11 protein-coding genes are annotated in these 12807 nt (G+C 45.3%); 4 read left to right on the top strand and 7 right to left on the bottom strand.

The window, feature by feature from the left end:
- The first annotated feature begins 85 nt into the window (after nucleotides 1-85).
- From lysS to BHV83_RS08040, 4 genes are all read left to right on the top strand, one after another.
- Nucleotides 86-1816: a lysine--tRNA ligase gene (lysS, locus tag BHV83_RS08055; protein ID WP_005640186.1), complete on the top strand. Its 1731-nt coding sequence runs from the start codon at nucleotides 86-88 to the stop codon at nucleotides 1814-1816.
- A gap of 10 nt (nucleotides 1817-1826) precedes the next feature.
- Entirely contained in the window at nucleotides 1827-2822 is a 996-nt protein-coding gene (locus tag BHV83_RS08050; protein WP_005640184.1) for an NAD(P)H-dependent glycerol-3-phosphate dehydrogenase, read from the top strand.
- A 10-nt stretch (nucleotides 2823-2832) separates the two neighbouring features.
- The gene (locus BHV83_RS08045) at nucleotides 2833-4140 is read left to right on the top strand and encodes a glucose-6-phosphate isomerase (protein WP_286757290.1); all 1308 of its coding nucleotides are present in this window, start codon (nucleotides 2833-2835) and stop codon (nucleotides 4138-4140) included.
- 90 nt (nucleotides 4141-4230) lie between these two features.
- Entirely contained in the window at nucleotides 4231-4965 is a 735-nt protein-coding gene (locus BHV83_RS08040; protein WP_224204386.1) for an inorganic diphosphatase, read from the top strand.
- Between the two features lie 62 nt (nucleotides 4966-5027).
- On the opposite strand, the gene BHV83_RS08035 is transcribed toward BHV83_RS08040, so the two are convergent.
- From BHV83_RS08035 to BHV83_RS08005, 7 genes are all read right to left on the bottom strand, one after another.
- The gene (locus BHV83_RS08035) at nucleotides 5028-5915 is read right to left on the bottom strand and encodes a sugar phosphate isomerase/epimerase family protein (RefSeq protein ID WP_046451414.1); all 888 of its coding nucleotides are present in this window, start codon (nucleotides 5913-5915) and stop codon (nucleotides 5028-5030) included.
- A gap of 169 nt (nucleotides 5916-6084) precedes the next feature.
- Nucleotides 6085-7329: an ABC transporter permease gene (locus BHV83_RS08030; protein WP_005642219.1), complete on the bottom strand. Its 1245-nt coding sequence runs from the start codon at nucleotides 7327-7329 to the stop codon at nucleotides 6085-6087.
- An 11-nt stretch (nucleotides 7330-7340) separates the two neighbouring features.
- A complete protein-coding gene (locus BHV83_RS08025; RefSeq protein ID WP_046451413.1) occupies nucleotides 7341-8522 on the bottom strand; it encodes an ABC transporter permease in 1182 nt (393 codons plus the stop codon).
- A 20-nt stretch (nucleotides 8523-8542) separates the two neighbouring features.
- Nucleotides 8543-9550 carry an HlyD family secretion protein gene (locus BHV83_RS08020; RefSeq protein WP_005640171.1) on the bottom strand — a complete coding sequence of 336 codons (1008 nt, stop codon included), beginning with the start codon at nucleotides 9548-9550 and terminating at the stop codon, nucleotides 8543-8545.
- 75 nt (nucleotides 9551-9625) lie between these two features.
- The gene (locus BHV83_RS08015) at nucleotides 9626-11035 is read right to left on the bottom strand and encodes a TolC family protein (RefSeq protein WP_286757284.1); all 1410 of its coding nucleotides are present in this window, start codon (nucleotides 11033-11035) and stop codon (nucleotides 9626-9628) included.
- 220 nt (nucleotides 11036-11255) lie between these two features.
- On the bottom strand, nucleotides 11256-11864 hold the full coding sequence (locus tag BHV83_RS08010; RefSeq protein WP_005640167.1) for a Crp/Fnr family transcriptional regulator: 609 nt from the start codon (nucleotides 11862-11864) through the stop codon (nucleotides 11256-11258).
- 2 nt (nucleotides 11865-11866) lie between these two features.
- Nucleotides 11867-12772 carry a DUF8429 coiled-coil domain-containing protein gene (locus BHV83_RS08005; protein WP_122205999.1) on the bottom strand — a complete coding sequence of 302 codons (906 nt, stop codon included), beginning with the start codon at nucleotides 12770-12772 and terminating at the stop codon, nucleotides 11867-11869.
- Between the last annotated feature and the right edge of the window lie 35 nt (nucleotides 12773-12807).

The following is a 12807-nucleotide window of genomic DNA, read 5'->3' as shown; positions in this document are numbered from 1 at the left end:
TAAAGCGTAAAGTCGCATACGTTTTTAGGCAATAAGTAAGAAAAGTTTTGTATTTTTGCGCCGTATTATACAAAATAATAGCGTAATGAATCTATTAGAACTGAGTGAACAGGAAATCATAAGACGTAACAGCATGGAGCAGTTACGTCAGATGGGGATAGAACCTTATCCCGCAGCTGAGTATGTAACGAATGCATTTTCCAAAGAGATAAAAGAGAATTTTAAAGACGATGCAGAGCCCCGCCCTGTAAGTATTGCCGGTCGCATCATGAGCCGCCGCATCATGGGAAAGGCTTCCTTCATGGAATTGCAGGATTCAGAAGGCAGAATACAGGTTTATATCTCTCGTGACGACATTTGCCCGGAAGAAAATAAAGATCTGTATAACATTGTTTTCAAGAAATTGCTCGATATCGGCGACTTTGTCGGAATCAAAGGTTTCGTATTCCGTACACAGATGGGCGAAATTTCCGTCCATGCACAAGAGATAACGGTATTATCCAAATCACTCAAGCCGCTACCGGTCGTCAAATACAAAGACGGTGTAGCATACGATGGATTCAACGATCCGGAATTGCGTTATCGCCAACGCTATGTCGACCTGGTGGTCAATGATGGCGTAAAGGATATTTTCATGAAACGTGCGGCAGTTATCAAGACCATGCGTACCGCGCTGGACGAAGCTGGATATACGGAAGTGGAAACTCCGATCCTGCAATCCATCCCCGGAGGGGCAAGCGCACGTCCGTTCATTACGCACCATAACTCGCTGGATATCGACCTCTATCTGCGTATTGCTACCGAACTGTATCTGAAACGATTGATCGTCGGAGGTTTCGAAGGTGTCTACGAAATCGGTAAAAACTTCCGTAACGAAGGTATGGATCGCACCCACAATCCGGAATTTACCTGTATGGAACTTTATGTCCAATATAAGGACTACAACTGGATGATGAGCTTCACCGAACAGCTGTTGGAACGTATCTGTATCGCCGTCAACGGTACATGTGAAAGTGTAGTCGACGGCAAGACCATCAACTTTAAGGCTCCTTACCGCCGTCTGCCGATTCTGGATGCCATCAAGGAAAAGACAGGTTACGACCTGAATGGCAAGAGCGAAGACGAGATACGCACGATTTGCAAGGATTTGAACCTTGAAATCGATGAAACAATGGGTAAAGGCAAGCTGATCGATGAAATCTTCGGTGAATTCTGCGAAGGCACGTTTATCCAGCCGACTTTCATTATCGACTACCCGGTCGAGATGAGTCCGCTAACCAAGATGCACCGGAGCAAACCTGGATTGACCGAACGTTTCGAATTGATGATCAACGGTAAAGAAGTGGCAAATGCCTATAGTGAGCTGAACGATCCGATCGATCAGGAAGAGCGCTTCAAAGAGCAATTGCGCCTGAGCGAAAAAGGGGATGACGAAGCGATGTTCATCGACCAGGACTTTTTGCGTGCACTGCAATTCGGTATGCCTCCGACGTCTGGTATCGGTATCGGCATCGACCGTCTGGTGATGTTGATGACTGGCCAAACAACTATTCAAGAAGTGTTGCTCTTCCCGCAGATGCGCCCGGAAAAGACAGTTAAGAAAGACACCGCAGACAAATATGTCGCACTGGGTATCGATGAAGCATGGGTTCCTGCTTTACATAAAGCCGGATATCTCACAACCGACACGTTGGTAGATGCTAATCCCAACAAGCTGAGACAGGAACTCTGCGAAATGAATAAGAAATACAAACTGGAATTGCAAAACCCCACTGCCGAAGAAGTAGAGGCATGGATTGCAGGCGCAGCCAAATAAGAGTAATACTATGAAGTTGCCCGGAAAAATTGCAATAATGGGAGGTGGTAGCTGGGCTACCGCCTTGGCCAAGATTGTACTTTCTACACAAGATAGTATTAACTGGTATATGCGTCGGCCAGACCAAGTAGAAGAGTTTCTGTTGTTGGGACATAACCCCAGCTATCTTTCCGCCGTCAAATTTGATACTGACAAAATCAAATTCTACACGGATATCAACAAAGTAATCAAAGATTCGGACACTTTGATTTTCGCCACCCCTTCTCCTTTTTTGAAACAACATTTGATGAAGGTGACGACCTCCATGCAAGACAAATTCATCATTTCGGCCATCAAAGGAATCGTTCCGGACGAAAACATGCTCGTAGCCGATTATTTTGCCGAATACTACAATGTCCCGATTGACAATATCGCTGTCATCGGCGGTCCGTGCCATGCCGAAGAGATCGCTCTCGAACGGTTGTCCTATATCACGCTGGCTTGCCCTAATATCGAGAATGCAAGAGCTTTCTCCTCCGTATTTAAGAACCAGTATCTGAACAACTCCTGTTGCAAGGATGTTACAGGTATTGAATATGCTTCCGTATTGAAAAACGTATATGCCATCGTCGCAGGTATCTGCCACGGTATGAAGTACGGAGATAATTTTCTGGCAGTTTTCATCTGCAACGCGATCGAAGAGATGCGTAACTTCCTCAACGCCGTACATGGCCTGGAACGGGATGTGACAGATTCGGTATATCTCGGTGATCTTCTGGTAACCGCATATTCCCGCTTCAGCCGGAACCGTACGTTCGGGACCATGATCGGGAAAGGTTATTCCGTCAAAATAGCCCAGCTCGAAATGGAGATGATCGCCGAAGGATATTACGGGACAAAATGTATTCGGGAGATAAACGAAAAATATAAAGTAAACATGCCGATCTTGGATACTTTATATAGTATTCTATACGAAAAGAAATCGCCGACTACCGCGATACGGCAGTTGACTGAAACATTTAAATAATAATGTAAATATGAAGAACATCAGTCTTAACATTGACAAAGCGCTGGGTACCGTAACGAAAGAACAGGTATATGCTCAGGCTGCAAAGGCCCACGAATGTAATGCCACTTTACAAAATGGTAATGGTGCAGGTAACGACTTTTTAGGTTGGTTGCACCTCCCCTCTTCTATTACAGATGCTGAACTGACAGACATCGAAAATACAGCTAACGTACTTCGTTCCAAATGTGAAGTTGTTGTCGCCATCGGTATCGGCGGTAGCTATTTAGGAACAAAAGCAGTGGTAGAAGCATTAAACAATAGCTTCGACTGGTTACATACGAACCGTAAAAATCCGGTTTTAGTATATGCCGGACACAATATCGGCGAAGATTACTTGTATGAACTTTGCGAAATCCTGAAAGGCAAACAGTTCGGTCTGATCAATATCTCCAAATCCGGTACGACTACCGAACCGGCCTTAGCTTTCCGCATGCTGAAAAAGCAACTGGAAGACGCAGTCGGCAAAGAAGAAGCCAAACACCGTATCGTCGCCATCACGGACGCCAAAAGAGGCGCTCTCCGCACGCTGGCTGACCAGGAAGGCTATAAGACATTCATTATTCCCGACAACGTCGGCGGTCGTTTCTCCGTACTGACTCCAGTTGGTTTGTTACCTATTGCCGTTGCCGGTATCAGCATCCGCGATTTGGTTGCCGGAGCTATTTCGATGGAAAAAGCAACAGACGTAAGCGTTCCTTTTGCTGAAAATATGGCAGAAATCTATGCTGCTACCCGTAACGAATTATATAAGAGCGGCAAGAAAGTTGAAATCCTCGCCAACTTCCATCCGAAACTCCACTACATCGCCGAATGGTGGAAACAGTTGTACGGTGAAAGCGAAGGCAAGGACGGTAAGGGTATTTTCCCTGCTTCCGTCGATCTGACAACCGATCTGCATTCTATGGGCCAGTGGATCCAGGATGGTGAACGCACGATCTTCGAAACTGTTATTTCTGTTGAAGAGCCGAACCACAAAGTAGTCGTCCCAACCGACAAACGTGTGGACGAAGTGAACAAGATGGCAGAATTAGGTACTCAATTGGCTCACGTGGACGGCGGTGTTCCTAACTTGAAGATCACAATGCCGGAAGTAAGCCCTTACTACATCGGCCAGCTATTCTACTTCTTTGAAAGAGCCTGCGGCATCAGCGGTTACATGTTGGGAGTAAATCCGTTCGACCAGCCAGGTGTAGAAGCCTATAAAAAGAACATGTTTGCCCTGCTGAACAAACCGGGTTACGAAAAGGAAAGCGAAGCGATCCGCGCACGGTTGTAGCCAACAATCACATAATATAAAAATTTTTCAGGCACGACTCTCCTTCAAAAGGATCGTGCCTGAAAAATATCTATTAGCAAGCAATTAAAAATGATTCAAGAAGCAATCACCCAATATCTGCAAAAACAGCGACAAGTTTCATTTTCTCCCAAGGCCGTACTTTTCGATATGGATGGTGTCCTTTACGATTCCATGCGTTTTCATGCCCGTGCCTGGTACGAAACGGCTACCCACCACCAGTTGATCTCCACCCCGGAACTATTCTACCTGTATGAAGGCCGGACGGGTGAAAGCACGATCAACGAATTGTATCAAAAAACTTTCCTGCGAGATGCGACCGATGAGGAAAAGAAATCCATCTATGAAGAAAAAGCTATCTTGTTCAATCAATATAACGATGGAAAGGCAATGCAAGGAGCGGCCGAAGTACTGAAAAAAGTAAAAGCCTCCGGCTTGCAAACACTTGTCGTAACCGGTTCCGGACAACACAGCTTAATCAACAAGCTGGAACATACCTACCCAGGCTATTTCAAACGGGAAAAGATGGTGACGGCCTTTGACGTGAAGTTAGGCAAACCTCATCCCGAACCTTATCTGATGGGATTGGAAAAGGCAGGAGTCAAACCCTATGAAGCTCTTGTCGTAGAGAATGCCCCGATGGGCATACAAGCGGGAGTAGCTGCAGGGATCTTCACGATAGCAGTCAATACTGGTCCTTTGGACGACCGAATTTTACTCGATGCTGGCGCCGACCTATTTTATCCGGACATGACGGCTTTGGCGAAGGATTGGGACAACCTTATGAATGCAATCAAGATCTCTTAAATAAATTAGGCACGGATTACAATTTATGTAACCTGTGCCTAAAAAACTTATACAAAAACGTCTTACTTCACATAATCCGCCTTGTTCAGATAATCATAGCTCTGCTGGACGCTGGCAACCGGATCATTTTGGGTATACTGTTCGACTTCAACATACCAATCTTTGATATTATTTGCGTACATCTGGTCAAAAATAGGTTTGAAGTTCATCTTACCACTGGCGCCGATTTCCTTTTCGTCTTTGATATGGACAGCCTTGAACTGGCTCGGACGGTTCTTCAGGTAAGCAACCGGATCACCACCGCCTTCCTGTACCCAATACACATCCATTTCAAAAAATACATGATTCGGACTTACATTATCTAACAAGAAGTCGTAAATCAATTGATCTCCGATTTTACGGAATTCAAAAGCATGGTTATGGTAACCGAATGCGATGCTGGCGGCTGCCGTCTTGTAGCCAACGGTATTGAAATAGTCGCAATACATCTTCAAATCGTCCAAAGTCGTCTGGTCGGTAACCGGCATCCACGGCTGAACCATGTATTTGACACCTAATTCATTGTGGGCATCGATAGCCTGATCCCACCAACTCATCACTTCAGCTTCTTTTTCCTTTGTGAAAGCTTGTCCTAAGTGAGCGCTCGTACATTTCATGCCCAAATCATTCACCATCTTCTTGAACTCAGCAGGAGCCAAACCATAGATCTTGCCATTGTCATAGCTAGCTGTTTCAAGATTCTTATAGCCCATTTTCGAAGCCGTTTCCAATACCTTCTGGATTCCTTCTTCTTTTACAAGGTCTCTTAAAGAATATAGCTGAAGCCCGATATACTTGGAGGACTCGGAAGCTGAGGCTTTACCGGCACAAGAAGTTAACAACTGAGGCATCACCATCCCCCCTGCGAGCATTAACGAAGCCCGCTTTAAAAACTCACGTCTGTTCTGCATAGTACTAAAAAATTAAGTTTGCTTTGAGAATTTCTACAAAAGTAAAACTATATTCGGTGGATTCTAACATAATAACGTTAAAATCATCAAAACGGAGTCATAAAACCTTCTTATCTTCTTTTACCAACCTCTTAAGAGGACGACAAGAGAAGCCACAAGAGGAATACCATTAAAAAGTCTGCTTCATCTTCATATACCTATGCTGCTTTATAATCATTTTCCGGCTACGGATAATTTGAAAGCGATATATCACGAGGGCCAGTACAAAATAGGCACCTGCCTGAATCCATAACGTATGATATTCATGTACCACCTCATTCAATGCCGCCCCACATGTATTGATACGGATGAATCCCTGGATCCCCGGTGTCGAAGGAAACAGATATCCTATAGCCTGCCAGAACGGAGGAATCGCTTCTTTCGGCCAGGAGACTCCGGATATGAATAACAAGATCACAGATGTAAAGACAAACACTAGCATAGGCGCCTCTCGGGTAGTCATAAAACCGGACAATGTCATGGCAAAGAAGATCGAAGCAAACAGATACGGCAGGATGAACAGCAAGATCGTAACCGGATCACCCACTTGAGGCAGGGAGAAGAGTTTCGGCACGACGGCTAATACCCAGATGCAGACAACTACATAAATCAAGATATAGGTCAGAGACTTGCCTAACACGATACGCAACGTCCCGTTGAAATGCCGGCTAATCGGAACAAGGCTGTGGAAACGGTTCTTTTCACGTGCTGTCCCCCCTAACATACCGATCCCTAAAACCAGTGTTTGCTGGATAACTAAAATCAAGATAGCCGGAACTAAAAAACTGGCAAAGCCGTTCTGTGTATTGAAGAGGGTCACGGATTCATAAGGAATCGGATTGACCGTTATTTCCTCCTGCTTTGCCGATGCACCCGGAGCATTATGCATCCGTATTTCTTTCCCTAAGTCGAGTGATACTTCCGTTGCCGCCAGCAAAAACGCTTTATAAAACAGCAGGCTGCTCATATCGCAATACAAGGGAACCGTCGTCTGCTTGCCCGTATGCAAATTCTTACTGAACTCGGTCGGGAAATAAAGGATTCCATAGGCTTCTTTCCTGTCCAGCATCCGCTTGGCCTCCTCCATATCCGTCGAGACGGCGACGACCCTGACATCGGGCGTAGCATTCACACGACGGGTAAACTCGCGACTTAGATAGGAATCGGACTGGTCCACAACCACCATCTTCGCCTCGCGTACCACTTCATTATTATAAATAAAGGAATAAAGCAACGGATAGGCAAAAGGCACCAGGAAAAAGAAGATCAGCACGCCCTCGTCTTTGAAGACATTTTTTAATTCATCCTTCCAAATGTAAAAGATGTCCAAGATCCCTTCCTTGATCATATCTCGTAAACGATATTCTCTTTTCATTACTTTCTGTTTTACGGAATATATTTAAAGTACAACAATGCGTTCTTCAAGTTTTTTCCAATCAGGAAAGGCAAAACGAGAAAACCCATAAGCCAGGCATATTCAGCCCAGCTATAAAAGAAAGGCCTTCCGTTCAAAGCCTGGTCGACATAGATCAGAAAATAGTGCCGGAGAGGAAACAGGTTGGAGAGTGCTTGCAAAGTAGGGTCCATCCCCAATACCGGAAAAGAAAATCCGACGATAGAAAAAGCGATCATCCCGAATAGGCAAGCAGAGCTCAACCCTAAACGAAAAGTCGGCAACACCCCTATCATGAAAATCCCGACCGCCTGCGAAGCAATCACCAGCAGAAATAGAGCTGACAGCATCGGTAACCAGCCACTATTCAACGGGAACGAATTAAACCCATACAAGGCCACCGCATACAGGAATGCCACAATCGTAAAAATCACCGTATGAGGGAATATCTTCCCTATGAGGCTCACCGTAAGCGAATTTCCACCCATCTGCAACCATTCGCGGGCCGTCGAGTATTTAATCTCGGAACCGATGCTCAATACCGTCACCAAAAAAATCATCAATTGCAAAACACCAGGCAAAAGTGTGTTATTCAGATAGACCGAATAGTTAAGCCAAGGATTCCCGATCGCGTGTGTATCGATCACGATCGGCTGGAGCTGCGCCATGATCTGGTTTTCAGTATAGCCATGCGCCAGCCCCGTCTGAAGCCCGACCGAAGCACCTGCTAAGACAGACATGGTTTTCATATCCCGAAACAACAGAGATGCAGCAATAAGATAAGTACCGTTCGTATAGAACGACAGCTTAGGCTGCCGACCAGCTGTCGCATCCACACCAAAGTCCTTCGGAATATAAAAAATGCCATAAACTTTCCCTTCCTGCATAGCCTGGCGAGCTTCCTCAAACGAGACGGTTGTCAGCATCACCTTCGTCTGCTCGAATGCATCCAACTGGCGGGCTAAGTTACGGGAGTTGGAAGAGCCGTCCAGATCTACTACCGCAACAGGCATATCGGTAGGCAAACCCTCCTTCATCAACGAAAGAAAAAAGACCACACAGATAGTGGGAGCCACCAACATACAAAAGAAGTAGACCGGGTCTTTACAAATCCTGAATATCTCACGCTTTGCAATTGACAATTTTGGGGTACTATTTAATTTTTCATTATTCATTTAACCTTGTTCTTTAATTGTCAATTATCAATCGTCAATTTCTTAATGACCGACATTCCAGGACGTAAGTCGGCCACCTTTTCCATTGGACGGGCACGCACCTCGAATGTCTTGGAGTCAAACTGTCCGTTCGTTTTTGTCGCTTTCCAGGCGGCATAAGTTCCCATATCCTTCATATAATAAACTTTCAGTTTGACCGGCCGGTTATCCAACGCCGGGATAAAAGCGTCTAATTCGGTACCGATCTTGATGTTTTTCAGATGATCTTCACGGATACTGAAGGTCACCCACATATCGTTAAGGTCGGTGATATTCATAATCGGAGCACCCGTACCGACCAATTCGCCCACTTCAGGAAAACGTTCGGACACCTCCCCGTCGATCGGTGAGACAAGTGCCGCTTCCTTCAAGTAGGATTCCACTTCGGCAACCGCTCCGGCAGCCTGCCCTACGAGAGCGGCAGCCGCGGCCTTATCTTCCACACGGGCTCCGTCTACAGCCATATCATACTGGGATTTGGCAGCTTTCTCAGTAGCGGCCATTGCCTTGTAACTGGCTTCTGCCTCATCGCGTTTCTGGGCAGACATTACCCCTTTATCGAACAAGTTTTGTACGCGCGTATATGATTTCTGGGCAATATCCAATCCAGCCTTCGCCTTCTGCCACATTTCATATGCTCCAGCTATCTCTTGTGCACGGGCACCTTTAATAGCCTTTGCGTTCTGAGCTTCAGCGGCACGACGTACAGCCTCCGCTTGCTGAAGCTTGGCAAGAACTTCGGGCGTATCCAGGAAGACAAGCGTGTCACCCACTTTCACCTTGTCGCCCTCACTGAAACGATATGCTTCGATTCGTCCGGGAACTTTTCCCGAAATACGAACTTGCGTAGCCTCCGCTTGCCCCATGATGATATCATCCGGCGGCGTCAGTAAAAAGAAACCGGTTAATGCAACTAATCCGACCACACCTAAGAATGTGATAAATGCCAATAACATATTATTGATTGAGTATTTTTTATTCTCGTTCATGAGTTTATAATTTGAGATTTATGATTGTATGATTTAGATAGTGTCCTCAAAAGTATCAAGTCCGTGTTCATCCACTTAATCCGCGTTCCTGGTTCTTCCAGAGAGCTCATCCCCCAGCTTTCCCATCGCTTTCGTCAAGTAGACTTCCGTCAATTTCACCTCTATCTGTGCATCTATCAGGCAGGAACGCGCCGACACCCAAGCCATCTGCGCCTGCATCAGGTTAAGAGCCGGGATTACGCCTTCCTCAAATCCGAGATTGGCATGACGAAGATTCTCTTCCGCATTCTCCATATTGCGGGTGGAAACGATCAGCTTCTTGTTTGCTTCATTGACCTTGTAAACGGATTGATTGACCTGCAATTCCACCTTCTCGCGTGCATCCTGTAACTCCAAAGACTTGATGCGTGTCTCGGCACGAGCCGAATTGCGCTTATAACTGCCCTCCCACCAGCCGGAAAGCGGAACTTTCACCATTACACCGACATTGAACATCCCGGCAAATTCATTTTTGAAGCCGTTCATGGAATTAGGGTTCGTGACCAAGTAGTTTGCCATAAATGCCACATTCGGCAACATATCCGACAAAACAATCCGTTCCTTCCTCTTATAAATCTTAGTCGCCAAGTCAAGGCTCTTCAGCTCGTTACGATTCATAAAGGCCTCGTTCACATCGGCCGCCGTAACGGAAGGCTCTGTCAGAAAACTTTCGATATCTTCATCTGCTAAAACAAGCGGGTCTTCTAAGGGCAACCCGCATATCTGTGCCAATAACATGCGGGAAAGAGCCAGACCGTTATCGACTTTCGTCTGTGCCATCTCTGCCTCGTTCAGTTTGACTTTGACGGAGAGTCCGTCGGCTTCGGTCGCTACTCCCTCATTGATCATCGCTGTCATATCATGATCGGTCTTACGAAGCAAATCGACATAGGCATCAGCTAACTTCTTCTTATTTACTAAAGAAATCACCTGCCAATAGGTTTCATCGGTTTTACAGATGACATCCTGCAGTTGCTGGTCATTCATCGACTCGGCCAATTGCTTGGCGTACTTAGTAATCTGATTGTAATTGATAATCTTGCCTCCCATAAACACAGGTTGCACAAGTGAAACGCTTCCCACCCAGATATTCTGAATGTCGAGGTGTTGCAAGTCATCCACCCCTTCCATCAACTTTCCAAACACCGGCAATTGGGCGATCGGCCCGAGAGCCCCTCCAATAGAAGCGCCGAGTGCTCCCATATCCAGCAGATTAATATCTTTCTGGTTCCACATATACGCGCCAGTCGCCGATAGTTGAGGAAAATATTTGGTGAAAGCGGCGTTTTTCTCATAGCCGGCCATTTTAATCTTTTCTCCCGAGATCTTCAACTCTTTGTTGTTCTGAATAGCCAATTCACGACATTCCTCCAGCGTCAACGTACGCCCGGCACTTGCATAGCCCGACGAAACCAGTAATGCAACTAATACGACAAATCTCTTCATCTTTATCTTGTTTTATTCGGATTCTTTCCTAAACGGTGCAAAAGTACTGGTTCGCTTTAAATATACAATTGAACTAATTCAATAACTGCTTTCTTATACGTTCACAAGCATATAGTTTCACATGGTTTCATCCTGAAGAAACCGTTGTTTCCCACCGATGAAAATATAGTTTCCCACCAGTAAAAATACAGTTCCATGCCCATGAAACTTGTTCCGCCACCTATTCTGTTCTAGTGAATGAGAGGACTTTCCGCTTCAACTTGCAATACCAGGCATTACTAATTCCCATATAATGGGCGATATACTTATCGGGAACCCGGTTGATCATCCAGGCATAGTTCGTGTAGAGAAACTGGATGAACTCTTCCGCTGTGGAAGAGAGGCGAACGGCCAACAGAACATCCAGTTTATAGATGATCGTCAGCATGATATTCTGATAATAAGATGCAAACAAAGGATAACGGAACGAAAGGCTCTCGATATGATCGCGGGAAAAGCAGAGCAACTCGCCGGCTTCAAGCGCCTTAATCTCAAATTCAGAAGGTTGCTTGGTAAAATAGCCAATGGCGGAAAGGAACGGAAACATATTATCAGCCGCAAAACCGGTGACACATTCATTACCGTTCTCGTTTACATATAAATTGATGAAAAGACCTTTGTTGATGAAATAGGCATCCTGACACAACTCACCTGTACGCAACAGATAATCTCCTTTCTTCACGGAGATCAACTTTGCGTTTTTTGCCAGTTCGCCGAGAAAAGCTTCATCACAGACAAGGGCTTCCGGAAGGTCGGCAAGTAGTCGCGCAAAATGGACATCTGTTTCCATTGCTATTTTTCGAGTGTGAAACTTTTACGGCCGATCAAATTGCCATCCGCAAATATATCGACCCGATATGTACCCGGAGAAAGAAATTCTTCGATATTCCAGTACATCGTAACCGGCAATTCCTCACCGTCATATTCGACCAGTTTCTTCATGGAGTAATTGATTTCTTTTCCTTCGAAGGTAAATACATCGGCACGGCTCTTCAACAGGATATCGTCGTCCGGCTTCATGATGCGCACATAGATCGTCTTCTCTCCGACCGGAGCCGTAATGTTCTTGCTGATCCGGAAGTCAACGACAAATTGTTCCATCTTCTTGATCACCTTTGCCTTTTTTCCGCGACCATTGACAGGAGTTACATTGATACCCGTCGCATCCAAACGGCTTGCCAATGTGACACGTTCCGTCAGTTTCTCTTTTTCCTTCTTCAAAGTGGTAGCCGTAGAAGAAGCCTGCTTGTATTTCTTTACCGCTTCATTCTTTTCCACTTTCAATTGTTCGTTAGCACGATTCAGAGAGTCGATCTGAACTACATAATTACGCATGATCTTACGCAATGTCTGCAATTCCTTCTTTAGACGGGCAATCTCTTTCGTATTTGTCGCCTTTACAGTACGAAGTTCTTCCTGTAAGCGTTGTACTTTAGCTTGCTCGGTAGATAATAGATTCAGTAAGGAGTCGTTACCTATATTAAATTTATATCCTTCATATTGGAGAGACAATTCGTTAAATTCGTCTTCCAATGATTCCTTATCCAGAACATAAGCCTGCTCCAAGTCCTCCATCTGCTGATTCTGATGGAAAATATAGTAGGCAGCACCGGTGATAATCAACAACAACACAACCACTGCCATGATCAGCAATGACATCTTATTTATTTCTTTTGTCTCTTTCTTTTCAGCATCCATACGGTTACGATTAAAAATGAACACGCAAAGGTATG

The organism is Parabacteroides sp. merdae-related_45_40 (assembly GCF_001915675.1).
Note: the sequence above shows the minus strand (reverse complement) of the source record. Positions and strands in the feature narration are given on the sequence as shown.

Excerpts from the sequence above, each read along its gene's own strand:
- BHV83_RS08020 (WP_005640171.1), bottom strand. The coding sequence starts at position 9,550 with ATGAACGAGAATAAAAAATACTCAATCAATAATATGTTATTGGCATTT.
- BHV83_RS08010 (WP_005640167.1), bottom strand. The coding sequence starts at position 11,864 with ATGGAAACAGATGTCCATTTTGCGCGACTACTTGCCGACCTTCCGGAA.
- BHV83_RS08045 (WP_286757290.1), top strand. The coding sequence starts at position 2,833 with ATGAAGAACATCAGTCTTAACATTGACAAAGCGCTGGGTACCGTAACG.
- BHV83_RS08025 (WP_046451413.1), bottom strand. The coding sequence starts at position 8,522 with ATGAATAATGAAAAATTAAATAGTACCCCAAAATTGTCAATTGCAAAG.
- lysS (WP_005640186.1), top strand. The coding sequence starts at position 86 with ATGAATCTATTAGAACTGAGTGAACAGGAAATCATAAGACGTAACAGC.
- BHV83_RS08030 (WP_005642219.1), bottom strand. The coding sequence starts at position 7,329 with ATGAAAAGAGAATATCGTTTACGAGATATGATCAAGGAAGGGATCTTG.
- BHV83_RS08015 (WP_286757284.1), bottom strand. The coding sequence starts at position 11,035 with ATGAAGAGATTTGTCGTATTAGTTGCATTACTGGTTTCGTCGGGCTAT.
- BHV83_RS08040 (WP_224204386.1), top strand. The coding sequence starts at position 4,231 with ATGATTCAAGAAGCAATCACCCAATATCTGCAAAAACAGCGACAAGTT.
- BHV83_RS08035 (WP_046451414.1), bottom strand. The coding sequence starts at position 5,915 with ATGCAGAACAGACGTGAGTTTTTAAAGCGGGCTTCGTTAATGCTCGCA.
- BHV83_RS08050 (WP_005640184.1), top strand. The coding sequence starts at position 1,827 with ATGAAGTTGCCCGGAAAAATTGCAATAATGGGAGGTGGTAGCTGGGCT.
- BHV83_RS08005 (WP_122205999.1), bottom strand. The coding sequence starts at position 12,772 with ATGGATGCTGAAAAGAAAGAGACAAAAGAAATAAATAAGATGTCATTG.